This window comes from Enterobacter sp. MGH85, assembly GCF_001037655.1.
Classification (GTDB): domain Bacteria; phylum Pseudomonadota; class Gammaproteobacteria; order Enterobacterales; family Enterobacteriaceae; genus Enterobacter; species Enterobacter intestinihominis.
Genome location: NZ_KQ089925.1, coordinates 1 through 24,277 on the forward strand (window position 1 = coordinate 1; position 24,277 = coordinate 24,277).

Here is a 24,277-nt window from a genome sequence, read left to right on the forward strand (position 1 = left end):
GATTGCGAAAATTTGAGAGACTCGAACACACATGAGCTGTGTGTCGTTTCAATTTTCAGCTTGATCCAGATTTTTAAAGAGCAAAACTTCGCAGTGCACCTTTTCAGGTTCACTCTGAAGTTTTCTTGTGTTCGCAGTAAAGGATGGTGGAGCTATGCGGGATCGAACCGCAGACCTCCTGCGTGCAAGGCAGGCGCTCTCCCAGCTGAGCTATAGCCCCATCGTAGTTATCTCTCTACCGGTAATTTTTGTTGAGGCAAGGCGTGGTGACACGAAGCATACTCAGGTATGTGAGTGTCGCCGCAACGCAGCATCAGCAAAAATTTGGTAGGCCTGAGTGGACTTGAACCACCGACCTCACCCTTATCAGGGGTGCGCTCTAACCACCTGAGCTACAAGCCTGCAGAGATTTTTTACTGCTGTTTTTCATCAGACAATCTGTGTGAGCACTACAAAGGCAGGTTCTTTAAGGTAAGGAGGTGATCCAACCGCAGGTTCCCCTACGGTTACCTTGTTACGACTTCACCCCAGTCATGAATCACAAAGTGGTAAGCGCCCTCCCGAAGGTTAAGCTACCTACTTCTTTTGCAACCCACTCCCATGGTGTGACGGGCGGTGTGTACAAGGCCCGGGAACGTATTCACCGTGGCATTCTGATCCACGATTACTAGCGATTCCGACTTCATGGAGTCGAGTTGCAGACTCCAATCCGGACTACGACGCACTTTATGAGGTCCGCTTGCTCTCGCGAGGTCGCTTCTCTTTGTATGCGCCATTGTAGCACGTGTGTAGCCCTACTCGTAAGGGCCATGATGACTTGACGTCATCCCCACCTTCCTCCAGTTTATCACTGGCAGTCTCCTTTGAGTTCCCGGCCTAACCGCTGGCAACAAAGGATAAGGGTTGCGCTCGTTGCGGGACTTAACCCAACATTTCACAACACGAGCTGACGACAGCCATGCAGCACCTGTCTCAGAGTTCCCGAAGGCACCAAAGCATCTCTGCTAAGTTCTCTGGATGTCAAGAGTAGGTAAGGTTCTTCGCGTTGCATCGAATTAAACCACATGCTCCACCGCTTGTGCGGGCCCCCGTCAATTCATTTGAGTTTTAACCTTGCGGCCGTACTCCCCAGGCGGTCGACTTAACGCGTTAGCTCCGGAAGCCACGCCTCAAGGGCACAACCTCCAAGTCGACATCGTTTACGGCGTGGACTACCAGGGTATCTAATCCTGTTTGCTCCCCACGCTTTCGCACCTGAGCGTCAGTCTTTGTCCAGGGGGCCGCCTTCGCCACCGGTATTCCTCCAGATCTCTACGCATTTCACCGCTACACCTGGAATTCTACCCCCCTCTACAAGACTCTAGCCTGCCAGTTTCGAATGCAGTTCCCAGGTTGAGCCCGGGGATTTCACATCCGACTTGACAGACCGCCTGCGTGCGCTTTACGCCCAGTAATTCCGATTAACGCTTGCACCCTCCGTATTACCGCGGCTGCTGGCACGGAGTTAGCCGGTGCTTCTTCTGCGGGTAACGTCAATCGACAGGGTTATTAACCCTGTCGCCTTCCTCCCCGCTGAAAGTACTTTACAACCCGAAGGCCTTCTTCATACACGCGGCATGGCTGCATCAGGCTTGCGCCCATTGTGCAATATTCCCCACTGCTGCCTCCCGTAGGAGTCTGGACCGTGTCTCAGTTCCAGTGTGGCTGGTCATCCTCTCAGACCAGCTAGGGATCGTCGCCTAGGTGAGCCGTTACCCCACCTACTAGCTAATCCCATCTGGGCACATCCGATGGCAAGAGGCCCGAAGGTCCCCCTCTTTGGTCTTGCGACGTTATGCGGTATTAGCTACCGTTTCCAGTAGTTATCCCCCTCCATCAGGCAGTTTCCCAGACATTACTCACCCGTCCGCCACTCGTCAGCGAAGCAGCAAGCTGCTTCCTGTTACCGTTCGACTTGCATGTGTTAGGCCTGCCGCCAGCGTTCAATCTGAGCCATGATCAAACTCTTCAATTTAAGTTTGATGCTCGTGAATTAAACTTCGTAATGAATTACGTGTTCACTCAGAGACTTGGTATTCATTTAGTGTCCGGAGACATTAAGAATCCATGTCACTTTGAGTGCCCACACAGATTGTCTGATAAATTGTTAAAGAGCAGTTGCGACGCGCTTCAGCGCTCTGTCGCGAGGTGGCGTATATTACGCTTTCCTCTTTCAGAGTCAACCCGTTATTTCAGGATTTTTTCTCTTCAACCGACCGGGTAGTCTGTGAAGTGATTCACATCCGCCGTGTCGATGGAGGCGCATTATAGGGAGCCGCCGAGGAATGACAAGCGGAAAAATGCATTTTTATTTCAACCGCTCACCTTTTCACCAAAACGTCTATTTTTGGTGCTTTTTAATCTCTTTTGGCAGATCTGCCAGACTAGTTATCACCCAGTCAGCTGCATTTTCTGCTTCTGGGGTGACTGGTTTACCGGTCCGCACTAATACTTTGGTTCCCACACCTGCCGCCGCCGCTGCCTGCATATCTTCCAGTTTATCGCCCACCATAAAAGACGCGGCCATATCAATGTGCAGGAATTCCTGTGCAGAGATAAACATGCCCGGGTGTGGCTTACGGCAATCACATGTCTGACGATACGCTTCTACTGTTCCCTGTGGATGATGCGGACAATAATAGATGCCATCAAGATCGACGCCACGATCGGCCAGAGACCAGTCCATCCATTCCGTCAGCGTCTCGAACTGCGCTTCGGTGAATTTACCCCGGGCGATACCGGACTGATTAGTTACCACCACCAGCGCATAGCCCATCTCTTTCAGCTGGCGCATGGCATCTATTACGCCCTCAATAAATTCGAACTCATCAATCTCATGGACGTAACCGTGATCCACATTAATTGTGCCGTCACGATCGAGAAAAATTGCGGGTACAGATTTTGCCACCGGTTTGCTCCTGAAAAAGGCTTGTTCAGCTAGTATCTCATGAATCGCAGCGCAATAAAGTGCTCATCGCACAGAGGTGGATTGATTTAGACGTCTGGATGCCTTAACATCCATTTTGTTTACGGTCATTCCCCGTATCTGGCAGAAGAAAATGCCACGGCTAACTTACATACGATAAAAATAATCTAATGATTAAACTTTCCAATATCACCAAAGTGTTCCAGCAGGGGAACCGAACCATTCAGGCGCTGAACAACGTCAGCCTGCATGTGCCTGCTGGTCAGATTTATGGCGTCATTGGCGCATCGGGTGCGGGTAAAAGTACGCTGATCCGGTGTGTTAACCTGCTTGAGCGCCCGACCCAGGGCAGCGTAGAAGTTGGCGGCCAGGAGCTTACCGCTCTCTCAGAAAAAGAACTCACCAAAGCGCGTCGCCAGATTGGCATGATTTTCCAGCACTTTAACCTGCTGGCCTCACGCACGGTTTTTGGAAACGTGGCGTTGCCGCTGGAGCTGGATAACACACCAAAAGAAGAGGTTACCCGACGCGTCACCGAACTGCTGGATCTGGTTGGGCTGGGTGATAAGCATGACAGCTACCCGGCCAACCTCTCAGGCGGGCAAAAGCAGCGTGTAGCAATCGCTCGCGCGCTGGCAAGCAACCCAAAAGTGCTGCTGTGTGATGAAGCCACCAGCGCGTTAGATCCGGCCACCACGCGTTCTATCCTGGAACTGCTGAAAGACATTAACCGTCGTCTGGGCCTGACTATCCTCCTTATTACGCACGAAATGGACGTGGTGAAGCGTATCTGTGACTGCGTCGCCGTCATTAGCAACGGTGAGCTGATTGAGCAGGACACGGTCAGCGAAGTCTTCTCGCACCCGAAAACGCCTCTGGCTCAGCAGTTCATTCAGTCCACACTGCATCTGGATATTCCGGAAGATTATCTGGAACGTTTAAAAACAGACGCAACGCCTGACAGCGTCCCGATGCTGCGCATGGAGTTCACGGGCCAGTCCGTTGACGCACCGCTGCTGTCCGAAACCGCGCGTCGCTTTAACGTGAATAACAACATTATTAGCGCGCAGATGGACTACGCCGGTGGCGTGAAGTTCGGCATTATGCTGACGGAAATGCACGGCACACAGGAAGAAACCCAGGCGGCAATTGCCTGGCTGCAAGAACATCACGTAAAAGTAGAGGTGCTGGGTTATGTCTGAGCCGATGATGTGGCTACTGGTTCGCGGCGTTTGGGAAACGCTGGCAATGACCTTCGTATCGGGCTTTTTTGGTTTTGTGATTGGGCTGCCGGTCGGCGTACTGCTGTACGTCACGCGCCCGGGTCAAATTATTGAAAACGCGAAGCTGTATCGCACGCTCTCTGCGCTGGTGAACATTTTCCGTTCTATACCGTTTATTATCCTGCTGGTGTGGATGATTCCGTTTACACGCGTTATTGTCGGGACGTCGATTGGTTTGCAGGCGGCAATTGTCCCGCTAACCGTAGGCGCCGCGCCGTTTATCGCCCGTATGGTGGAAAACGCCCTGCTGGAAATCCCAACAGGCCTGATTGAAGCTTCCCGCGCTATGGGTGCGACGCCAATGCAGATCGTTCGCAAAGTTCTGCTGCCTGAGGCGCTGCCTGGGCTGGTGAATGCAGCAACCATCACGCTTATCACCCTGGTCGGTTATTCCGCGATGGGCGGCGCCGTGGGTGCTGGCGGTTTAGGACAGATTGGATATCAGTACGGCTATATTGGCTATAACGCTACCGTAATGAATACCGTTCTGGTATTGCTGGTTGTGCTGGTTTACTTAATCCAATTCTCTGGCGATCGTATCGTCCGGGCTGTTACGCATAAATAACGTTACAAACAACACAAACTCGACGAGTTAAGGATATAACATGGCGTTTAAATTTAAGACCTTTGCAGCAGTAGGCGCACTGATTGGTTCGCTGGCACTGGTGGGTTGCGGTCAGGACGAAAAAGATCCGAACCACATCAAAGTAGGCGTTATCGTCGGTGCAGAGCAGCAGGTTGCTGAGGCCGCGCAGAAAATCGCGAAAGAAAAATATGGCCTGGACGTTGAGCTGGTGACCTTCAACGATTACGTTCTGCCGAACGAAGCGCTGAGCAAAGGCGACATTGACGCTAACGCCTTCCAGCATAAACCGTACCTGGATCAACAGATCAAAGATCGCGGCTACAAGCTGGTTGCTGTCGGTAACACCTTCGTTTACCCGATTGCCGGTTATTCCAAGAAAATTAAATCTCTGGATGAACTCCAGCCGGGTTCACAGGTTGCCGTCCCTAACGACCCAACCAACCTTGGCCGTTCGCTGCTTCTGCTCCAGAAAGTGGGCCTGATTAAACTGAAAGAAGGTGTTGGCCTGTTGCCGACCGTTCTGGACGTGACCGAAAACCCGAAAAATCTGAAAATTGTTGAGCTGGAAGCCCCTCAGCTGCCACGTTCTCTGGACGATGCACAGATCGCGCTGGCCGTTATCAACACCACTTACGCCAGCCAGATCGGTTTGACCCCTGCGAAAGATGGCATCTTTGTTGAAGACAAAGATTCCCCGTACGTCAACCTGATCGTGACTCGCGAAGACAACAAGGACGCGGAAAACGTGAAGAAATTCCTGCAGGCATATCAGTCTGAAGAAGTTTACCAGGAAGCCAATAAGGTGTTTAACGGCGGCGCGGTTAAAGGCTGGTAATCTCACCTCAGTGTAATATCATCAAGACGGGCATTTGCCCGTCTTGTCATTTGTGCGGTCAACTGCTTCAATATCTGACGTTTTGATTATCCACTGAGGAACTATTATGCGTGCTTTACCGATCTGTCTTTTAGCACTGATGCTGAGCGGCTGTTCTATGCTAAGCAGATCTCCTGTTGAACCCGTTCAAAGCACTGCAACCCCGCCAAAAGCGGAGCCAGCAAAACCGAAAGCGCCTCGCGCTGCGCCGGTACGTATTATTACTAAAGCCGACGAGCTGGTCGGTAAGCCATTCCGTGAACTGGGCGAAGTGAGCGGCGAATCCTGCCAGGCAACGAATCAGGACTCCCCTCCAAATATCCCAACAGCCCGCAAGCGTATGCAAATCAACGCGTCGAAAATGAAAGCCAACGCGGTGCTGCTGCACAGTTGCGAGGTCACCAGTGGTACGCCGGGCTGCTACCGTCAGGCGGTATGTATCGGTTCTGCGCTTAACATCACGGCGAAATGAGTTCATTTCAGTTCGAGCCGATAGGCGTGATCCGCTCCCCTTATAAAGAAAAGTTCGCCGTGCCGCGTCAGCCGGGACTGGTCCTTAACGGCGGCGGCGAGCTGCATCTTGTCGCGCCGTATAATCAGGCCGATGCAGTGCGCGGGCTTGAGGCATTCAGCCATTTATGGGTGGTGTTTGTTTTTCACCAGACCATGGAAGGCGGCTGGCGTCCTACCGTGCGTCCTCCTCGTCTGGGCGGAAATGCCAGAATGGGAGTTTTTGCCACCCGCTCAACGTTCCGACCGAATCCAGTCGGGATGTCGCTGGTCGAACTGAAAGGGATACGCTGTCAGAAAGATCGGGTGATCCTGGAGTTAGGTAGCCTTGACCTGGTTGATGGCACGCCGGTCATCGATATTAAACCTTACCTGCCCTTCGCCGAAGCGCTGCCGGATGCCCGTGCAAGCTATGCTCAGGACGCCCCACAGGCAGAGATGCCGGTTTACTTCACATCTGAAATAACGACGCAAATCAGCCAGCTGGAAAAGCGCTATCCTCGTCTGCGTGACTTTATCGTCGAAGTCCTGGCGCAGGACCCTCGTCCCGCCTATCGCAAAGAGGAAGACGCAGGAAAAACGTACGCCGTCTGGCTGCTGGACTTTAACGTGCGCTGGCGCGTAACTGATGCAGGTTTTGAAGTGTTTGCCCTGGAACCCAGGTAATTTTGTTCTCCTCTCTTTTGGCATCTTTGCCACACTGGTAAACTAAACCACTTTTTTTGTGTCAGGCTGGTGTTTCAGCCTGTTCCAATCGTCGAAATGGAACCGTAACAACATGCGTACTAGCCAATATCTGCTCTCCACTCTGAAGGAGACACCTGCCGACGCCGAGGTGATCAGCCACCAGCTGATGCTGCGCGCCGGGATGATCCGCAAGCTGGCCTCCGGGTTATACACCTGGCTGCCGACCGGCGTGCGCGTCCTGAAAAAAGTCGAAAACATCGTGCGTGAAGAGATGAACAACGCCGGTGCTATCGAGGTGTTAATGCCGGTCGTTCAGCCCTCTGAACTGTGGCAGGAGAGCGGTCGCTGGGAGCAGTACGGTCCTGAACTGCTGCGTATTGCCGATCGTGGCGATCGTCCATTCGTCCTCGGCCCAACGCATGAAGAAGTGATCACCGATCTGATCCGTAACGAGCTGAGCTCTTACAAACAGCTGCCGCTGAACTTCTTCCAGATCCAGACCAAGTTCCGTGACGAAGTGCGCCCACGCTTTGGCGTGATGCGCTCTCGCGAATTCCTGATGAAAGATGCCTACTCTTTCCATACTTCTCAGGAATCACTGCAAGAGACCTACGACAAAATGTACGTGGCCTACAGCAAAATCTTCTCCCGCATGGGGCTGGATTTCCGTGCTGTACAGGCTGATACCGGTTCAATCGGCGGTAGCGCCTCTCATGAATTCCAGGTTCTGGCGCAGAGCGGCGAAGACGATGTAATTTTCTCTGACTCCTCTGATTACGCCGCCAACATTGAGTTCGCAGAAGCGCTGGCACCAAAAGAACCACGCGGCGCGGCAACGCAAGAGATGACGCTGGTTGATACGCCAAACGCGAAAACCATCGCTGAGCTGGTTGAACAGTTTAATCTGCCGATCGAAAAAACCGTGAAAACCCTGCTGGTGAAATCGGCTGAAGGCAGCGCTTACCCGCTGGTAGCCCTGCTGGTCCGTGGCGATCACGAGCTGAACGAAGTGAAAGCCGAGAAGCTGCCGCAGGTTGCCAGCCCGCTGACCTTCGCAACGGAAGCCGAAATCCGCGCCGTGGTGAACGCAGGCCCAGGTTCTCTGGGTCCGGTGAACATGCCTGTTCCTGTGGTCATTGACCGCACCGTTGCGGCAATGAGCGACTTCGCTGCGGGCGCAAACATCGACGGTAAACACTACTTCGGCATCAACTGGGATCGTGACGTGGCGACGCCGGAAGTGGCTGACATCCGTAACGTGGTCGCAGGCGATCCAAGCCCGGACGGCAAGGGTACCCTGATGATTAAACGCGGTATCGAAGTAGGCCACATCTTCCAGCTGGGCGATAAGTACTCGCGCGCAATGAACGCTGCCGTTCAGGGCGAAGATGGTCGTAACCAGGTTCTGACCATGGGCTGCTACGGCATTGGGGTAACGCGCGTTGTTGCGGCCGCTATCGAGCAGAACTATGACGAACGCGGAATCGTCTGGCCGGATAACATCGCGCCGTTCCAGGTGGCGATCCTGCCAATGAACATGCACAAGTCTTACCGCGTGCAGGAGCTGGCAGAGAAACTCTACGCTGAGCTGAGCGCGAAAGGTATCGATGTGCTGATGGATGACCGTAAAGAGCGTCCTGGCGTGATGTTTGCTGATATGGAACTGATCGGTATTCCACACACCATCGTCATCGGCGACCGTAACCTCGACAGCGATGAGATTGAATACAAGTACCGTCGCAACGGCGAAAAACAGATGCTCAAGACGGGCGACATTCTTGATTACCTGGTGAAAGCCATCAAAGGCTAAGAAACAAAAAAACCCCGCCAGTGCGGGGTTTTTTAATGGCTATAACTTATTTGCTTTCGCAGTCTTTACCCGCAGCAAACTTCGCGTCTTTATCTGCCACCAGCGTTTTCACCAGCTCACCGCTATCGGGGTTTGGCTCCAGCGTAAAATGCCCTTCAACCGTCAGCAACACTGGTTTGCTGTCGTTACCGCGCGCGACGGCATAGTCACGCTCCAGCTGGGCATTGTTCGCCACGCTGACTTTCTTCCCGGTTGCACAGTCCGTGAAGATCGCCGCATCCGCCATGTAGAAATACATCCCTCGCATCGCCATTGGGGTTGCAGGCAGGGTCGCTTTTACCGGGGCCAGCGTGTAGTTGAACTGGGATTCAATCGGATTGCCTTCGCGATCGAGCATCTCCATCCCCTCGCCTTTGGCGCGGAAATACGTTTTATCGCCCGTGGTATCAGTCAATACCAGCTTTTCAGCCGTACGCGCCCATGTTCCGTATGTTGCAAAAGAAGACGGCTCTTTCGCCCCCTGATAGCGCTGGTTCATCACCCAGGTGCCATCTTTTTGCAGGAACAGAGAGGTTTCGATGCCTTCACAATCTGCACATGGCAATACGCCGCGCCAGCTCTGCTGCATCGGCTTCAATTCTTCGTTTTGCGTTGGCTGTAGTACCTGTGTTTCTGAACGGTTGTTACAGCCAAAAAGCGCGAACAGGCTTGTCACGGCCAGCGCTGATAATAATGCTTTTTTCACAATACATTCCTTATGAAAAAGTGTGTCCCTTTCGTCACATTACGGGTGACGGACTTTGCCACGCAGTGACTTTACGGTGGATTTCTGCGCCTTCGATGACAACCGACGTTCTTTCGATGCCCGCGTTGGACGTGTTGCCCGGCGACTTTTTTGTACAGCCGTCAGCTCTTTTATGACCGCCGCCAGTCTGGAAAGTGCCGCTTCCCGGTTCATTTCCTGGCTGCGATATTCCTGCGCTTTAATCACAATCACACCTTCACTGGTGATCAGATGATGGCTGGCGGCAAGCAGACTTTCTTTATAATACTCTGGCAGGCTGGAGGCCCGGATGTCAAAGCGCAAATGGATAGCCGTTGAGGCCTTGTTAACGTGCTGCCCCCCTGCGCCCTGAGCACGGATGGCGGTGATCTCCAGCTCGTGATCAGGGATGCTGACGTTTCGGGACAACTCAATCATGATACGGGCTGCCAGGCCGTGAGATGAATTTCCAGATTATTCTGAGAATCGGAAAGCCAGATGGCGCCGTCCTGAATCGTTGCCTGAAGCGCCATTGTCCGGCTGGCGAATGCGCTCAGCTGTGCCAGTTGTTCATCATCCAGATACCAGACGGTAAGATTTTTGAACTGCGCACATTTATTTTTGTTTTGCTGCCACCAGATCTCCGCCGCGCGCTGGTTATAGGCAAACAACGCCACTTCAGCTGACTGGGTGCAAGCCTTTTTGATCCGGCGTTCATCCGGCAGGCCAAGCTCAATCCATAAATCGATACCCAGATGATCGTTGCGCAGCCAGGCTTCCGGTTCATCTTCCGCGCTTAAACCACGGGTAAATTGCAGACGCTCGTCGGCATACTTAATCCACGCCAGCAGGCGCAGCATCATGCGCTCCTGGGTTTCAGAAGGGTGACGCGCCAGCGTCAATGACGCATCCAGAAACTGGTTACGGTCAAGATCCGCCACATTGACCACAGCTTTATAAATTGTCGCTTTCAGCGCCATGAGAGAACTCCTTTCGAATCAGGCGTACATTGTAGCGAAAACCGCAGCAAAAGGCTGTTACGAGGTGGTGGCACCCCGTTATCAAGGCGCTGATATTGCTTAAATGAGTATGGTATAGTCACCTTGCTAAACCGAGTTTAACTTCGTAGGCTTAATGATATCTCACAGTAAGTCAGTACGCTGGCAGGAGGTGATGTGAATAATTATTGTGAGTTGATTCGCAGACGGTATGCGGAAATTGCCAGCGGAGATCTGGGGTACATCCCGGATGCGTTGGGCTGTGTATTGAACGTGCTGAATGAAGTGGCCTCTGATGAGAGCCTTTCTGAATCGGTCAGGGAAAAAGCAGCGTATGCTGCGGCGAATTTACTGGTGAGCGATTATGTCGATGAATGATATCTATCAACCCATCAATTGTGATGACTATGACAACCTCGAACTCGCCTGCCAGCATCATTTAATACTGACGCTGGAGCAAAAAGATGGCGAAGTGCTAAAGGCAAAGGCCAGCGATCTGGTTTCCCGTAAAAATGTGGAATACCTGGTTGTGGAAGATGCAGGTGCAACGCGTGAGCTACGCCTCGACAAAATTGCCAGTTTCAGCCATCCGGAAATCGGCACCGTCGTGGTGAGCGAATCCTGATAACCAACGGGCAGCCAGGCTGCCCGTTACGCTTTCCATTCAAAATTGACACCCGCTTCAGCCCACCCTTCCTGGGTAATAAACACACCTGCCGCCGCGATGAGCGTGTCGCCGTAAAACAGAAGCGGCGTGGTATCACGTTGCCAGGGCGGAACGTTCTGTTCCTGCCAGATTTTCTTCAGTTTACGCCCGCCGTTACGCCCAACGATATGCAGCATGCCGCTGGCCCTGAAGCGTATGGTGACGTTCTCGTCCGGCTCAGGTAGACGCACATTGCCCGAATGGCTTAACGCAACGACACCGGCATTCAACGGTAGCGTTAATGCTTTTTCCGGCGACGGCCAGTCAAGCACAACGTCAGCCAGCGACGGCACAGATTTCACCCACCAGAGTTGCTCTTTATAGCGCCTGACGTCATAACCATTCAGGCGTATACACGGTGCGGCATCTTCCCGCGCCTGTGCAACTTCTTCCCAGATACGGTTGAGCATCGCCCGGGACGGCATAACCGCACGGTGGGAAGCCAGCCAGCGACGAATCAGAGCAGCCCGACGCACGGGGCTCATCACTTTCAACGGCGCAATGTTAAGGGCACCGTCAGCGGTAGTCAGCGTATTCAGCTCCCCGCTCAGCAACTCATCCAGCAAGCTTTCCTGTTCAGCACAAAGCATGGCACTTCTGGCCACCGCTTCGGAAAAATGGGCCCAGCGCTCACTCAGCAGCGGTAAGACGCGCAGGCGCAGGAAGTTACGGTCGTAACTGTCGTCCTGATTGCTTTCGTCTTCAATCCAGCGCAGATGATGTTGCTGCGCCCAGGCTTCCAGTGATGCGCGCGTCTCACCCAGTAGCGGGCGGATGAGCTCTGTTTCAGCAAAACCAGCACGCTCAGGCATGGCGGATAAACCCGCAGGCCCGCTGCCCCGCTTGAGCGCCAGTAAAAACGTCTCGCACTGGTCGTCCAGATGCTGCGCGGTGACCAACGCTTCTCCAGGCTGTAACGCGCCGGAAAACGCGGCGTAGCGGGCTTTGCGCGCCTGCGCCTCAATACCCAGCCCTTCATCCTCAAGCGTGACGCGTTCAACGATTAGCGGGATCGCCCACCCTGAGCACACCGCTTCGCAGTGCGCCACCCAGTCGTCGGCATGGGGGCTTAAGCCGTGATGGATATGCATCGCCCGCAGCTGGACGTCAGGCTCACGGTCGCGCCAGAGCTTAAGACGGTGCAGCAAAACGGTGGAATCCAGGCCACCGCTGAACCCCACCAGCAGCTGGCGGTAGGGTGAAACGGCGTGCGCGATAGCGGGTAAGGTCATAGGAAATTACACATAAAAAATGCCCGAACTGAACGGGCATTATCACACATGACGGCGATTACTGCTGATAAAGCTCCAGCGGCAGACCGTCCGGATCGTTGAAAAAAGTGAAACGTTTATCGGTGAAGGGATCGATGCGAATTGCTTCACAGGCCACGCCGTGGGCTTCCAGATGCTTTACCGCGCTGTCCAGGTTATCGACGCTGAAGGCCAGGTGGCGCAGGCCGCAGGCTTCCGGGCGCGAAGGACGCGCTGGCGGGAAAGGAAAAGAGAACAGTTCAATCACATATTGTCCGTTTAACTCCAGATCGCCTTTCCAGGAATCGCGCTCCTCGCGGTAGGCCTCGCTCAACAGCGTAAAGCCGAGAATGTCGCAGTAAAAGGCCTTACTTTTCGCGTAATCGGTGGCAATGATCGCAATATGATGAACAGCTTTTAAACCCAGCATAGTTTCTCCTTTTTATGGTGCCCTGAACGTTACAACCGACAACCCGCCCCTGGCAAGCGGCCCCTTTTATTTTAGGACTCTCACCCAGTACACGCCGTTATCATCGCGTTTCGCACCGTGAATATCCGTCTCAAAGCCCGGATAGTGGCGCCCTATCGAACAAAGCATCAGCAGGAAATCGAGCACCGCCCGGCTCTCCTCGGTGATCATCTCGCCCGGCATCAGCAGCGGTACGCCCGGTGGATAAGGCAGGATCATGTTGGCTGATACCCGCCCGACCAGGTTCTCCAGCTCAATGGTTTCAACCTCCCCTTTCACCTGGCGCTGCCACGCCCTGTGCGGCGTCAGCTTCATTTCAGGCAGAACATCAAATGCCTGCAGCATCAGGCGCGGCAGATCGTGCTGGCGGATCAGCCTGTGGATCCCCTGGGCCAGATCCTGAATACGCATATTGCGGTAGAAGTCAGGATCTTCCGCGTAGAGATCCGGCAGCATATTCTTCACCCGCAGGTTAAGATCGTATGCGCGCTTAAACTCCATCAGTCCGCGCAGCAGCCCCATCGCGCGGGTTTTATCGATCCCGATACTGAACAGGAACAGCAAATTATAGGGGCCGGTTTTCTCCACCACCACGCCGCGTTCATCAAGGAACTTCGCCACCAGCGCAGCCGGGATCCCTTCCTCACCCATCACACCCTGCTCATCCATACCCGGCGTCAGGATCGTCACCTTAACCGGATCGAGGAACATGTGGTCTGCATCAGCATCCCGAAAACCGTGCCAGCTCTCCCCCGGCGCGACGGGCCAGCATTCTGCTTCATCAATCTCTTCCGGCTGCCAGATATCAAAGAACCAGCCGTCCGCTTCATCTTTAAGTCGCTGAACCTCTTTTCGGAAATGCAGCGCCCGCTCCACCGAACGATTAATAAGGCGTTTCCCGGGATTGCCGCGCAGCATCGCCGCCGCCGTTTCGATGGACGCCACCAGCGGGTAGCTGGGCGACGTGGTCGTGTGCATCATGAAGGCTTCGTTGAAGGTGTCCTCGTCGTACTCACCCTTGATGTGAATGAGAGACGCCTGGGAAAACGCGGCCAGCATTTTGTGCGTCGACTGCGTCTCGAAGAACACCTTACCCGGCACCCGCTCGCCGCTCATCCCACTTTTACCCGAGTAAATCGGGTGGAAATTGGTGTAAGGCACCCACGCGGAGTCAAAGTGAATCGACGGCACGTCCAGCGTCTGCTTGATCCAGTTCGTGTTGTAAAGCAGCCCGTCATAGGTGGAGTTGGTGATCACCGCATGCACAGGCCAGCTTGCCTCGGGGATCGCCGCGATCTTATTTTCAATGGCTTCATGCGCGAACTCACGGCGAGGAATGCCGCCGAGGATCCCCAGCGCATTACGCGTGGGAGACAGCCAGAGCGGCACGACGTCACTCATCATCAGCAAATGCGCCAGTGATTTATGGCAGTTTCGGTCAATCAGCAACGTGCTACCGGCAGGCGCGGCATACATCCCGACGATCTTGTTCGATGTCGAGGTTCCGTTGGTCACCATGTAGCTCTGCTCGGCACCAAAGGTCCGGGCGATGTACTCTTCGGCTTCCAGATGCGGGCCGGTATGATCCAGCAGAGAGCCTAACTCGGTGACCGAAATCGACACGTCCGCCTTCAGCGTGTTACCGCCAAAGAAATCATAGAACAGGCATCCCACCGGGCTTTTTTGATAGGCCGTTCCCGCCATGTGGCCTGGCGTACAGAAGGTGTACTTCCCTTCATTCACATAGGTGAACAGCGCACGCGTAAACGGCGGGGTGATGTTATCCAGATATTCGCCGGTGTACTGCTGAATGCGGGTCGCAATGTCCTCAGCCACGCCGAGCGCGTATTCGAAGAACCACAGCGCCATACGCATATCGTGGGCGCTGACGTCCATGGTCGAGTGAGTGTTGATAAAGGCGTACAGCGGAAGATATTCGTTGAGCTTATTGATCTCGCTGCACAACTCCATGTCGTATTCGTCCCAGTCGAATATCACGCCACAGATGCGCGGATTGTGTTCGATGAATTTCAGCAGGTCGGCGCTGTTTTGCGGCCAGATTAGCTGATATCCGCGTGCTTTAAGGGCCTGCTCAAGCTCCTTGATGGGTTCGTCTTTATAAAAGACGCCGTGTGGCCCCATGATGGCAATGATGTTCATGGTTTACCTCCTTGAAAAACATCAGATAAGCATAGTTAAGGTAAACGGCAGGTATAAAAAAAGCCGCAACAATGTGCGGCTTTTAGGATAATTGTGAGGCTTACGCGTAACCGTAGGTCATCAGACGCTGATAACGACGGTTGAGCAGATCTTCTGTGCTCAGCACGTCCAGATCCGCCAGATCTGCCAGCAGCTGCGCTTTCAGGGAAGCAGCCATCACTTCCGGCTTACGGTGCGCGCCACCCAGCGGTTCAGGGATAACGGTGTCGATCAGCTTCAGCTCTTTCAGACGTGGGGCAATGATGCCCATCGCTTCCGCAGCCAGCGGCGCTTTATCGGCACTTTTCCACAGAATGGAGGCACAGCCTTCCGGAGAGATAACGGAATAGGTGCTGTACTGCAGCATATTCACTTTATCGCCCACGCCAATTGCCAGCGCACCGCCGGAACCACCTTCACCGATAACGGTACAGATGACCGGCACTTTCAGGCGAGACATCTCACGCAGGTTGCGTGCGATGGCTTCAGACTGACCGCGCTCTTCTGCGCCAACACCCGGGTAAGCACCCGGTGTGTCGATGAAGGTGATGATTGGCATATTGAAACGCTCAGCCATCTCCATCAGACGCAGGGCCTTACGGTAGCCTTCTGGTGCTGGCATACCGAAGTTACGACGGATCTTCTCTTTGGTTTCACGGCCTTTCTGGTGACCAATGATCATCACCGGACGTCCATCCAGACGCGCGATACCGCCGACGATAGCTTTATCGTCAGCGTATGCGCGGTCGCCTGCCAGTTCGTCAAATTCGTCAAACGCCAGGCGGACATAATCCAGGGTGTACGGACGCTGTGGATGACGCGCCAGCTGGGCGATCTGCCATGCGCCGAGATCGGCAAAGATTTTGCGCGTCAGTTCTACGCTTTTTTCACGCAGACGATGCACTTCTTCGTCGATGTTAATATCCAGTTTTTCATCCTGACGGCTTACGGCTGTCAGAGAATCGATTTTCGCTTCCAGCTCTGCAATCGGCTGTTCGAAATCAAGGAAATTCAGACTCATAGTATTCCTGTATTAGTCAAACTCCAGTTCCACCTGCTCCGAACCAATGAGGCCACGGAGATCGTTCAGTAAACGATCGCTCGGAGAGACACGCCACGTTGCACCAAAGCGCAACCGCGCACGTGCATCCGCCCTCTGATAGTAGAGATGTACTGGAATGGTCCCCGAGCGGTGGGGTTCCAGAGACTGACGGAGTCGGTTTAAAAGCTGGTCATCAATTTGCCTGTCCGTCAGCGAGATAGCAAGCCCGCGAGCATATTTTTCCCGGGCTTCGTCAATGTCCATCACTTCGCGGGCGGTCATTTTAAGCCCCCCGCTGAAGTCATCAAAGCTGACCTGTCCGCTGACGATAAGTATGCGGTCTTTTTCCAGCAATTGCTGGTATTTATCCAGCGCGTCGGTGAACAACATCACCTCCAGACGCCCGGAACGGTCATCCAGGGTACAGATGCCGATACGATTGCCGCGCTTGGTGACCATTACCCTTGCAGCAATCACGAGCCCCGCAGCCGTGGTGATTTTACCACGTTCTGTCGGATGCATGTCTTTAAGCCTGTGGCCGCCGACATAGCGCTCAATTTCTTTCAGATACTGGTTGATCGGGTGTCCCGTCAGGTACAGGCCTAACGTCTCACGCTCCCCATCCAGCACCACCTGTTCTGGCCACGGCTGGCAGTTGGAATAGGACTGCTCGATCTGCTCTGGCTCTTCCGCCAGCACACCGAACATATCCGCCTGACCAATGGCTTCCGCTTTAGCATGCTGATCGGCCGCTTTCAGCGCATCGCCGAGCGAGTTCATCAGCGCGGCGCGGTGTGGCCCCAGCCGGTCAAACGCACCGGACATGATCAGTTTTTCCAGCACGCGCCGGTTCAGTTTTTTGGTATCGGTGCGGGCGCACAGGTCGAACAGCTCGCGGAAATAGCCGCCGTTGTTACGCGCTTCGATGATCGCCTCGATCGGCCCCTCACCCACGCCCTTGATCGCGCCGATCCCATAGACGATTTCCCCGTCATCGTTGACGTGGAAATGGTACAGGCCCGAGTTAATATCCGGCGGCAGGATCTTCAGCCCCATGCGCCAGCACTCGTCCACCAGGCCAACCACCTTTTCGGTGTTGTCCATATCGGCGGTCATTACCGCCGCCATAAACTCAGCGGGATAGTGGGCCTTGAGCCACAGCGTTTGATACGACACCAAAGCATAAGCGGCGGAGTGGGATTTGTTAAATCCGTACCCGGCGAATTTCTCCACCAGGTCGAAGATTTTCATCGCCAGTTCGCCATCGACGCCGTTTTTCTTCGCCCCATCTTCAAAGATAGAACGCTGCTTGGCCATCTCTTCCGGCTTTTTCTTACCCATCGCACGACGCAACATATCTGCGCCGCCAAGGGTGTAACCAGAAAGCACCTGGGCGATCTGCATGACCTGTTCCTGATACAGGATGATGCCGTAGGTTGGCTCCAGTACCGGCTTCAGGCTTTCATGCTGCCACTGCACATCCGGATAGGAAATCTCTTCGCGCCCGTGCTTACGGTCGATAAAGTTATCTACCATCCCCGACTGCAACGGGCCCGGACGGAACAGGGCCACCAGCGCGATCATATCTTCGAAGCAGTCTGGTTGCAGACGCTTAATCAAATCTTTCATGCCGCGGGATTCAAGCTGGAAGACGGCTGTCGTCTCGGAGCGTTGCAGCATGTCGAAACTTTTCTTGTCATCAAGCGGGATAGCCGCAATATCCAGCGGCGGCTCGCCGTTCTTCTCACGGCGGGCGTTGATCATCTCCAGCGCCCAGTTGATGATGGTCAGCGTACGCAAACCAAGGAAGTCGAACTTCACAAGCCCGGCGTATTCAACGTCGTTCTTGTCGAACTGGGTGACCGGATGCTGGCCCGCTTCATCGCAGTACAGCGGCGCGAAGTCGGTGATTTTGGTCGGGGCAATAACCACGCCCCCCGCATGCTTACCGGCGTTACGCGTGACGCCCTCCAGCTTGCGCGCCATGTCGATCAGCGCTTTCACCTCTTCGTCGGCTTCGTAGATTTCCGGCAGCTGAGGTTCAGCTTCAAAGGCTTTCGCCAGAGTCATGCCCGGATCGGGCGGCACCAGCTTAGAGATTCGATCGACAAAACCGTAGGGGTGGCCCAGAACGCGGCCCACGTCGCGGATAACCGCTTTCGCCGCCATCGTACCGAAGGTAATGATCTGTGAAACCGCATCACGACCGTACATATCGGCCACGTGCTCAATCACCTGGTCGCGTTTTTCCATGCAGAAGTCGACGTCGAAGTCGGGCATGGAGACACGTTCCGGGTTAAGGAAACGTTCGAACAGCAGGTCGAATTCCAGCGGATCGAGGTCGGTGATTTTCAGCGCATACGCCACCAGCGAGCCGGCACCTGAACCACGGCCCGGGCCAACCGGTACGCCGTTATCCTTCGACCACTGGATGAACTCCATTACGATCAGGAAGTAGCCAGGGAACCCCATCTGGTTGATCACCTGGAGTTCAATATCCAGACGCTCGTCATATTCAGGACGCTTCTCTTTACGGACCGCTTCATCCGGGAAGAGGAATTCCAGACGCTCTTCAAGGCCCTCTTTCGATTTCATGACCAGGAAATCTTCCGTGGTCATGTCGCCCGTCGGGAACTGCGGCAGGAAATATTCGCCGAGACGCACGGTGACGTTGCAGCGCTTGGCAATCTCTACGCTGTTTTCCAGCGCTTCCGGGATGTCGGAGAAGAGCTCACACATTTCCTCTTCGCTGCGCATGTACTGCTGCGATGAGTAGTTGCGAGGACGTTTCGGATCGTCGAGGGTGAAGCCGTCGTGGATAGCGACGCGAATTTCATGTGCGTCAAAATCGCCCGGCTCAAGGAAGCGCACATCGTTGGTGGCTACCACAGGCAGGCCACGCGCTTCCGCCAGGGCGACGGCCGCATGCAGATAGCTCTCTTCATCCGCACGCCCGGTACGGATTAGCTCCAGGTAATAGCGATCCGGGAAATACTCTTCGTAGAACGAGACGCACTGATCCACCAGCACGTTGTTCCCGCGCAGCAGACATTTGCCGACATCACCCATACGGCCACCGGAGATCAGCAGCAGACCTTCGTTCAGCTCCGCCAGCCAGTCGCGGTCAATCCATGGACCCAGCGCGCCGTAGCCGCGCTGGTAGGCTTTTGAGATCAGCAGAGTGAGGTTCTGATAGCCCGTGTTATTCATGGCTAACACGGAAATTTGCGTCATCTCATCGCCGAGCAGGTCGCTCTGCACGTGGAAATCCGCGCCGACGATGGGCTTTAATCCTGCGCCATGCGCCGTTCCGTAGAACTTCACCAGGCCACACAGGTTGGTAAAATCGGTGATCGCCAGCGCTGGCATGCCAAGCGAGGCCGCCTTCTTTACCAGCGGCCCGGTCTTTGCCAGCCCATCGATCATGGAGTAGTCGCTATGCACCCGCAGGTGTACGAAACGTGGTTCAGCCATCTTCAGATCCCGCGTTACTTAATTGCTTGCGTCTTGATTCAGGACACCAGTCCCAGCGCGCGTTTCACCGGGCCAAAGCTGCGCCGATGATGTTCAGTTGCGCCATGTTCAGCCAGCTTTTCCAGATGGAAAGCCGTTGGATATCCCTTGTGCTGGGCGAAACCATACGCGGGATAAGTGAGGTCCAGCGCGGCCATTTCGGCATCGCGCGTCACTTTGGCAATGATTGACGCCGCACTGATTTCTGCGACGCGGCTATCGCCTTTAACAACAGCCATTGAAGGCATCGGCAGCGTCGGGCAACGGTTACCGTCGATCAGCACATACTCAGGCACAATCTTCAGGCCCGCAACGGCACGCTGCATCGCCAGCATGGTGGCGTGCAGAATGTTCAGATCGTCGATCTCATCCGGCTCTGCGCGCCCGAGACTCCAGGCCAGCGCCTTCTCTTTAATTTCATCGAACAGCGCCAGGCGGCGCTTTTCGCTCAGTTTTTTCGAGTCGTTCAGGCCAGGGATCGGGCGGGCTGGATCGAGGATCACCGCCGCGGTCACAACGGCACCCACTAACGGACCACGACCGACTTCATCCACACCGGCAACGAGGTGGGTATGGGGATAAATAAATTCCATCATTGTGCTAACTCCAGCACCGCATCGGCCGCCTGCTCATCAGCATTACAGCGGATCAGTTGATGCAGTTCACGGAAAGTATCATGCATCTGGTGGCTGGTTTTACCGTTGGCCAGCAGCGGCAGTAATGCATCAGCCAGTGCCTGCGGCTGGCATTCATCCTGCAAGAGTTCTTTCACCAGCTCGCGACCTGCAAGCAGGTTTGGCAGGGATACGTAGTCTGTTTTTACCAGACGTTTTGCCAGCCAGAAGGTAAACGGTTTCATGCGATAACCGACCACCATTGGGCATTTTGCCAGCATACACTCCAGCGCAGCCGTGCCGGAAGCCAGCAGTGCGGCATCGCTCGCAAACATAGCTTGCCGCCCTTTCCCGTCCAGCAGGCGGACGTGAAGATCCGGGGCAACCTCGGCTTTGATACGCTCAAACTGCTCGCGGCGTTTGGCATTCACCAGCGGCACGACCACTTCAAGGTCTGGGTACGTCTTGCGGAGAATTTGCGCCGTTTTCAGGAAATCGGCACTTAGCATTTCAACTTCCGCACCCCGGCTCCCTGGCAGCAGCGCCAGACAGTGCACATCATGCGGGATGCCCAGTTCGTCACGCGCCGCATTTTTATCAGGGTCCAGCGGCATGGCATCCGCCATGGTATGACCGATAAAACGGCACGGGACATTAAACCTGTCGTAAAACGCTTTTTCGAAAGGCAGAAAAGCCAGCACCAGATTGGTGGACCGTCCGATTTTGAAAACGCGTTTCTGTCGCCACGCCCACACGGACGGGCTGACGTAATGGATAGTTTTGATCCCCTGCTTTTTCAGGTTCCCTTCAAGGGTAATATTGAAATCAGGTGCATCAATGCCGACAAAGACATCGGGCTTGAGGTCGGTAAAGCGGCGGGTAAGATCGGCGCGAATATGCAGCAGGCGACGCAGGCGGCCCAGCACCTCGACGATGCCCATCACAGCCAGCTCTTCCATTTCATACCAGGCTTCACAGCCTTCGGCCTGCATCAGCGGCCCAGCCACGCCCACAAAGCGGGCATTGGGTACACGGGCTTTAAGCGCGCGGATAAGACCTGCACCAAGAATATCGCCGGAGGTTTCTCCGGCGACCAGGGCGATAGTAAGCGGACGACTGTCGACCATTAACGAATCAGACCACGGGTTGAACGTTCAAAGAATTCCATGAACGTTTTCACTTCAGGGTGCTTATTCGCCAGCTCGGCAATTTCCGGCTTCGCCTCTTCCAGCGTTTTACCGCTACGGTACAGCAATTTGTACGCGTTGCGGATCGCGGTAATCGCTTCGCGGCTAAAGCCACGACGCTTAAGGCCTTCAATGTTCACGCCAAACGGCGTGGCATGGTTGCCCTGCGCAATCACAAACGGTGGGACGTCCTGCGCCACACCGGAGCACCCGCCGACCATCACGTGTGCACCGATGATGCAGAACTGATGGACTGCGGTCATGCCGCCAATAATTGCGAAATCATCGACCGATACGTGCCCCGCCAGCGTTGCGTTGTTGGCGAGAATACAGCGGCTACCCACGGTACAGTCGTGCGCAATATGCGCATTAACCATAAACAGGTTGTCGCTGCCCACCTTCGTCAATCCACCGCCTTGCGTTGTACCACGATGAATGGTGACGCTTTCGCGAATGCGGTTACGATCGCCGATTTCCACGCGGGTCGGTTCGCCAGCATACTTAAGATCCTGGTTAACTTCGCCGATGGAGGCGAACTGATAGATCTCATTGTTACAGCCAATGGTGGTATGACCATTCACGACAACGTGAGATTTCAGTACTGTACCCTCACCAATTTCGACATGGGGTCCAACAATACAAAACGGGCCAATGTGGACGTTTGCGCCAATGATGGCACCCGTTTCCACAATGGCGGTAGGATGAATAAAGGCGGATTTATCAATCACGTATCAGGCCTCCCGGCTACGCGCACACATCATTGTCGCTTCGCAAACAACTTTGCCGTCAACCATAGCTACGCCTTTGAAGCGAGTCAGGCCGCGACGCGTTTTTTCAAAAGTGACTTCCATGATCATTTGATCACCAGGCACGACCGGACGCTTGAAGCGCGCCTCATCGATACCCGCGAAGTAATAGAGTTCACCCGGCTCCAGTTTACCTACGCTTTTAAACGCCAGAATACCGGTAGCCTGTGCCATCGCTTCCAGGATCAACACACCCGGGAAGATAGGTTTACCAGGGAAGTGCCCCTGGAAGAATGGCTCGTTAACGGAGACATTTTTCACTGCGCGCAGAAAACGACCTTCTTCAAAATCCAGCACACGGTCTACCAGTAAAAACGGGTAGCGGTGCGGCAGAAGTTCTAAAATCTCTTCAATATGCAGAGTATGAGTGTCAGTAGTCAAAATACTCTTCCTGTCAAATGTACTAAGTAGCAATAATAACACGGCCTGCCGGTTTATAAACAAAGCCGACAGGCCGGGAAATTTAGCGTTAAACGGATGAACGCTTAGTCTTGTTGATCGATTTTGCGCTCAATCGCTTTGAGTCGCTTGCTCATATCATCAATATTCATCACCAGTGCAGCTGTTTTACGCCATACCTTGTTCGGTTGCAGCGGGATACCGGAGGAATAAACGCCGGGCTCAGTGATGGGACGCATCACCATACCCATCCCCGTCACCGTGACTTTGTCGCATATTTCCATATGGCCATTGATCACGCTGGCACCGCCTATCATGCAGTAACGGCCTATTTTCAGGCTGCCTGCCATGATAACACCACCCGCAACTGCGGTATTGTCGCCAATCACAACGTTATGTGCAATCTGGCACTGGTTGTCTATGATAACACCGTTACCAATAATGGTGTCGTCAAGTGCACCACGGTCAATGGTTGTGCAAGCGCCGATCTCAACGCGATCGCCGATAATCACGCGACCCAGCTGCGGGATCTTAACCCAGTTACCCCGATCGTTGGCGTAACCGAATCCGTCAGAACCAATCACCGTGCTGGACTGTACGAGGCAATTCTCGCCAATCTCAACCTCATGGTAGACAGAAACATTGGCCCACAGACGAGTCCCTGCGCCAATTTTCGTATTTTTTCCAACAAAGCAGCCTGGCCCAATCACCACGTTATCACCCAGCACAACGCCGGATTCGATAACGGCGTTTGCGCCGACTGCCACGTTGTTACCCAGCTGAGCCGTTGGATCAATCGCAGCGCTGGCTGCAATGTTCTGCGCCGGCTGCGGCGTGGTATCAAGAATTTGGGCCATGCGTGCATAGGTCAGGTAGGGATTTTTCACTACCAGTGCAGCGTTAGTGGCAAACGGAAGATCGTCCTGCGTCAGAACAACGGCAGACGCCTGGCACTGAGCCAGGTGTTCACGGTACTTAGGGCTTACCATGAAGGTAATAGTGCCTGCTTTAGCAGATTGCATGGACGCAACAGCGGTGATGACGATATCGCCATCACCGTGTAATTCTGCATCCAACTGCTGAGCTAAATCAGCCAGTCGAATTGAAGGCATTACTTATTTAACCTGTTTCAGAACATCAGCGGTGATGTCTTTAACATCGCTGCTGTTGAATGCAACGGCGTTCGCATCAACAACCAGATCGATGCTCTGATCGGCTGCTACTGCTTTAACGGCAGACTGAATACGCGTCACCAGCTTGCCACGCTCTTCGTTAGAACGACGCTGACGATCCTGCTCGAAAGCCTGCGCTTTCTGAGAGAAGGTCTGGCGCTGAGACATGACATCTTTTTCCAGTTTGCTGCGCTCGCTCGCTTTCATGGTAGAACCATCACGCTGTAAACGCTGCATCTTGGACTGAAGATCACCTTCCATACGTTGCAGTTCGCTCGCACGGCCTTTGAATTCGTTTTCCAGCGTTGCAGAAACGCCCGTTTTCTGTGCAACCTGCTGGAACAAATTACCCATGTTGACGATTGCAATTTTGTCCGCTGCCTGAGCAGAAGTTGCCATCGCTAAACCGAGACCTGCAGCTAATAACCACTTTTTCACAATTAA

The 24,277-nt window shown here is 54.2% G+C and carries 23 protein-coding genes, 2 tRNA genes and 1 rRNA gene; 8 read left to right on the forward strand and 18 right to left on the reverse strand.

The window, feature by feature from the left end; genetic code table 11:
- Positions 1-144: 144 nt before the first annotated feature.
- The 4 genes from SK51_RS00005 to gmhB form a co-directional block, all read right to left on the reverse strand.
- Positions 145-220: transfer RNA gene (locus SK51_RS00005), tRNA-Ala, on the reverse strand.
- Between the two features lie 105 nt (positions 221-325).
- Positions 326-402 (reverse strand) — tRNA-Ile (locus SK51_RS00010).
- A gap of 70 nt (positions 403-472) precedes the next feature.
- A 16S ribosomal RNA gene (locus SK51_RS00015) occupies positions 473-2,014 on the reverse strand.
- Between the two features lie 366 nt (positions 2,015-2,380).
- On the reverse strand, positions 2,381-2,947 hold the full coding sequence (gmhB, locus tag SK51_RS00020; RefSeq protein WP_022647122.1) for a D-glycero-beta-D-manno-heptose 1,7-bisphosphate 7-phosphatase: 567 nt from the start codon (positions 2,945-2,947) through the stop codon (positions 2,381-2,383).
- Between the two features lie 188 nt (positions 2,948-3,135).
- On the opposite strand from gmhB, the gene metN reads away from it, so the two are divergent.
- The 6 genes from metN to proS all read left to right on the forward strand — a co-directional run bounded on the left by metN (position 3,136) and on the right by proS (position 8,715).
- Positions 3,136-4,167, forward strand: a complete 1,032-nt coding sequence (metN, locus tag SK51_RS00025) for a methionine ABC transporter ATP-binding protein MetN (RefSeq protein WP_006810022.1) — start codon at positions 3,136-3,138, stop codon at positions 4,165-4,167.
- Positions 4,160-4,813, forward strand: a complete 654-nt coding sequence (locus SK51_RS00030; protein WP_003856130.1) for a methionine ABC transporter permease MetI — start codon at positions 4,160-4,162, stop codon at positions 4,811-4,813. Before metN ends, SK51_RS00030 begins: the two co-directional genes overlap by 8 nt.
- A gap of 40 nt (positions 4,814-4,853) precedes the next feature.
- Positions 4,854-5,669 carry a methionine ABC transporter substrate-binding lipoprotein MetQ gene (gene metQ / locus SK51_RS00035; protein ID WP_006810023.1) on the forward strand — a complete coding sequence of 272 codons (816 nt, stop codon included), beginning with the start codon at positions 4,854-4,856 and terminating at the stop codon, positions 5,667-5,669.
- Between the two features lie 106 nt (positions 5,670-5,775).
- On the forward strand, positions 5,776-6,180 hold the full coding sequence (rcsF, locus tag SK51_RS00040) for an Rcs stress response system protein RcsF (protein ID WP_003856133.1): 405 nt from the start codon (positions 5,776-5,778) through the stop codon (positions 6,178-6,180).
- Positions 6,177-6,884 carry a tRNA (N6-threonylcarbamoyladenosine(37)-N6)-methyltransferase TrmO gene (gene tsaA / locus SK51_RS00045; RefSeq protein WP_023299375.1) on the forward strand — a complete coding sequence of 236 codons (708 nt, stop codon included), beginning with the start codon at positions 6,177-6,179 and terminating at the stop codon, positions 6,882-6,884. Before rcsF ends, tsaA begins: the two co-directional genes overlap by 4 nt.
- Before the next feature lie 112 nt (positions 6,885-6,996).
- Positions 6,997-8,715 (forward strand): proline--tRNA ligase, encoded by a 1,719-nt coding sequence (gene proS, locus SK51_RS00050; protein ID WP_023305473.1) that lies wholly within the window; start codon positions 6,997-6,999, stop codon positions 8,713-8,715.
- Between the two features lie 46 nt (positions 8,716-8,761).
- On the opposite strand, the gene nlpE is transcribed toward proS, so the two are convergent.
- Genes nlpE through SK51_RS00065 form a run of 3 tightly spaced genes read right to left on the reverse strand, consistent with a single transcriptional unit; the run spans position 8,762 to position 10,458 of the window.
- Positions 8,762-9,460 (reverse strand): envelope stress response activation lipoprotein NlpE, encoded by a 699-nt coding sequence (gene nlpE, locus SK51_RS00055; RefSeq protein WP_006810026.1) that lies wholly within the window; start codon positions 9,458-9,460, stop codon positions 8,762-8,764.
- Between the two features lie 39 nt (positions 9,461-9,499).
- A complete protein-coding gene (arfB, locus tag SK51_RS00060) occupies positions 9,500-9,916 on the reverse strand; it encodes an alternative ribosome rescue aminoacyl-tRNA hydrolase ArfB (protein ID WP_022647119.1) in 417 nt (138 codons plus the stop codon).
- Positions 9,913-10,458: a YaeQ family protein gene (locus tag SK51_RS00065; RefSeq protein WP_022647118.1), complete on the reverse strand. Its 546-nt coding sequence runs from the start codon at positions 10,456-10,458 to the stop codon at positions 9,913-9,915. The genes arfB and SK51_RS00065 overlap by 4 nt, the downstream gene beginning before the upstream one ends.
- A 195-nt stretch (positions 10,459-10,653) precedes the next feature.
- Between SK51_RS00065 and SK51_RS00070 the strand changes: the two genes are divergently transcribed.
- A complete protein-coding gene (locus SK51_RS00070) occupies positions 10,654-10,854 on the forward strand; it encodes a YaeP family protein (protein WP_003856146.1) in 201 nt (66 codons plus the stop codon).
- Positions 10,841-11,101 (forward strand): Rho-binding antiterminator, encoded by a 261-nt coding sequence (gene rof / locus SK51_RS00075; RefSeq protein WP_048206560.1) that lies wholly within the window; start codon positions 10,841-10,843, stop codon positions 11,099-11,101. The genes SK51_RS00070 and rof overlap by 14 nt, the downstream gene beginning before the upstream one ends.
- 26 nt (positions 11,102-11,127) lie before the next feature.
- Here rof and tilS read toward each other — a convergent pair whose 3' ends face one another.
- The 11 genes from tilS to skp form a co-directional block, all read right to left on the reverse strand.
- Entirely contained in the window at positions 11,128-12,414 is a 1,287-nt protein-coding gene (gene tilS / locus SK51_RS00080) for a tRNA lysidine(34) synthetase TilS (RefSeq protein WP_023305470.1), read from the reverse strand.
- 58 nt (positions 12,415-12,472) lie between these two features.
- Positions 12,473-12,862, reverse strand: coding sequence for a VOC family protein (locus SK51_RS00085; RefSeq protein ID WP_048206561.1), 390 nt, complete (start codon positions 12,860-12,862; stop codon positions 12,473-12,475).
- A 66-nt stretch (positions 12,863-12,928) separates the two neighbouring features.
- On the reverse strand, positions 12,929-15,061 hold the full coding sequence (locus SK51_RS00090; RefSeq protein ID WP_022647114.1) for a lysine decarboxylase LdcC: 2,133 nt from the start codon (positions 15,059-15,061) through the stop codon (positions 12,929-12,931).
- A 100-nt stretch (positions 15,062-15,161) separates the two neighbouring features.
- Entirely contained in the window at positions 15,162-16,121 is a 960-nt protein-coding gene (gene accA / locus SK51_RS00095) for an acetyl-CoA carboxylase carboxyl transferase subunit alpha (RefSeq protein WP_003856154.1), read from the reverse strand.
- A 12-nt stretch (positions 16,122-16,133) separates the two neighbouring features.
- Positions 16,134-19,616 (reverse strand): DNA polymerase III subunit alpha, encoded by a 3,483-nt coding sequence (dnaE, locus tag SK51_RS00100; RefSeq protein WP_023305469.1) that lies wholly within the window; start codon positions 19,614-19,616, stop codon positions 16,134-16,136.
- A gap of 38 nt (positions 19,617-19,654) precedes the next feature.
- Positions 19,655-20,251 carry a ribonuclease HII gene (gene rnhB / locus SK51_RS00105; protein WP_023305468.1) on the reverse strand — a complete coding sequence of 199 codons (597 nt, stop codon included), beginning with the start codon at positions 20,249-20,251 and terminating at the stop codon, positions 19,655-19,657.
- Entirely contained in the window at positions 20,248-21,396 is a 1,149-nt protein-coding gene (gene lpxB, locus SK51_RS00110) for a lipid-A-disaccharide synthase (protein WP_023305467.1), read from the reverse strand. Before lpxB ends, rnhB begins: the two co-directional genes overlap by 4 nt.
- Entirely contained in the window at positions 21,396-22,184 is a 789-nt protein-coding gene (gene lpxA / locus SK51_RS00115) for an acyl-ACP--UDP-N-acetylglucosamine O-acyltransferase (RefSeq protein ID WP_003856164.1), read from the reverse strand. The genes lpxB and lpxA overlap by 1 nt, the downstream gene beginning before the upstream one ends.
- Before the next feature lie 3 nt (positions 22,185-22,187).
- A complete protein-coding gene (gene fabZ, locus SK51_RS00120; protein ID WP_003856165.1) occupies positions 22,188-22,643 on the reverse strand; it encodes a 3-hydroxyacyl-ACP dehydratase FabZ in 456 nt (151 codons plus the stop codon).
- Between the two features lie 104 nt (positions 22,644-22,747).
- Positions 22,748-23,773 (reverse strand): UDP-3-O-(3-hydroxymyristoyl)glucosamine N-acyltransferase, encoded by a 1,026-nt coding sequence (gene lpxD, locus SK51_RS00125; protein ID WP_022647110.1) that lies wholly within the window; start codon positions 23,771-23,773, stop codon positions 22,748-22,750.
- A gap of 3 nt (positions 23,774-23,776) precedes the next feature.
- Positions 23,777-24,271, reverse strand: coding sequence for a molecular chaperone Skp (gene skp, locus SK51_RS00130; RefSeq protein WP_006810039.1), 495 nt, complete (start codon positions 24,269-24,271; stop codon positions 23,777-23,779).
- Between the last annotated feature and the right edge of the window lie 6 nt (positions 24,272-24,277).

Bases quoted from the DNA above. Each gene is read 5' to 3' on its own strand.
- metN (WP_006810022.1), top strand. From the start codon at position 3,136: ATGATTAAACTTTCCAATATCACCAAAGTGTTCCAGCAGGGGAACCGA.
- SK51_RS00030 (WP_003856130.1), top strand. From the start codon at position 4,160: ATGTCTGAGCCGATGATGTGGCTACTGGTTCGCGGCGTTTGGGAAACG.
- metQ (WP_006810023.1), top strand. From the start codon at position 4,854: ATGGCGTTTAAATTTAAGACCTTTGCAGCAGTAGGCGCACTGATTGGT.
- rcsF (WP_003856133.1), top strand. From the start codon at position 5,776: ATGCGTGCTTTACCGATCTGTCTTTTAGCACTGATGCTGAGCGGCTGT.
- tsaA (WP_023299375.1), top strand. From the start codon at position 6,177: ATGAGTTCATTTCAGTTCGAGCCGATAGGCGTGATCCGCTCCCCTTAT.
- proS (WP_023305473.1), top strand. From the start codon at position 6,997: ATGCGTACTAGCCAATATCTGCTCTCCACTCTGAAGGAGACACCTGCC.
- arfB (WP_022647119.1), bottom strand. From the start codon at position 9,916: ATGATTGAGTTGTCCCGAAACGTCAGCATCCCTGATCACGAGCTGGAG.
- SK51_RS00065 (WP_022647118.1), bottom strand. From the start codon at position 10,458: ATGGCGCTGAAAGCGACAATTTATAAAGCTGTGGTCAATGTGGCGGAT.
- rof (WP_048206560.1), top strand. From the start codon at position 10,841: ATGTCGATGAATGATATCTATCAACCCATCAATTGTGATGACTATGAC.
- tilS (WP_023305470.1), bottom strand. From the start codon at position 12,414: ATGACCTTACCCGCTATCGCGCACGCCGTTTCACCCTACCGCCAGCTG.
- SK51_RS00085 (WP_048206561.1), bottom strand. From the start codon at position 12,862: ATGCTGGGTTTAAAAGCTGTTCATCATATTGCGATCATTGCCACCGAT.
- SK51_RS00090 (WP_022647114.1), bottom strand. From the start codon at position 15,061: ATGAACATCATTGCCATCATGGGGCCACACGGCGTCTTTTATAAAGAC.
- accA (WP_003856154.1), bottom strand. From the start codon at position 16,121: ATGAGTCTGAATTTCCTTGATTTCGAACAGCCGATTGCAGAGCTGGAA.
- dnaE (WP_023305469.1), bottom strand. From the start codon at position 19,616: ATGGCTGAACCACGTTTCGTACACCTGCGGGTGCATAGCGACTACTCC.
- rnhB (WP_023305468.1), bottom strand. From the start codon at position 20,251: ATGATGGAATTTATTTATCCCCATACCCACCTCGTTGCCGGTGTGGAT.
- lpxB (WP_023305467.1), bottom strand. From the start codon at position 21,396: ATGGTCGACAGTCGTCCGCTTACTATCGCCCTGGTCGCCGGAGAAACC.
- lpxD (WP_022647110.1), bottom strand. From the start codon at position 23,773: ATGCCTTCAATTCGACTGGCTGATTTAGCTCAGCAGTTGGATGCAGAA.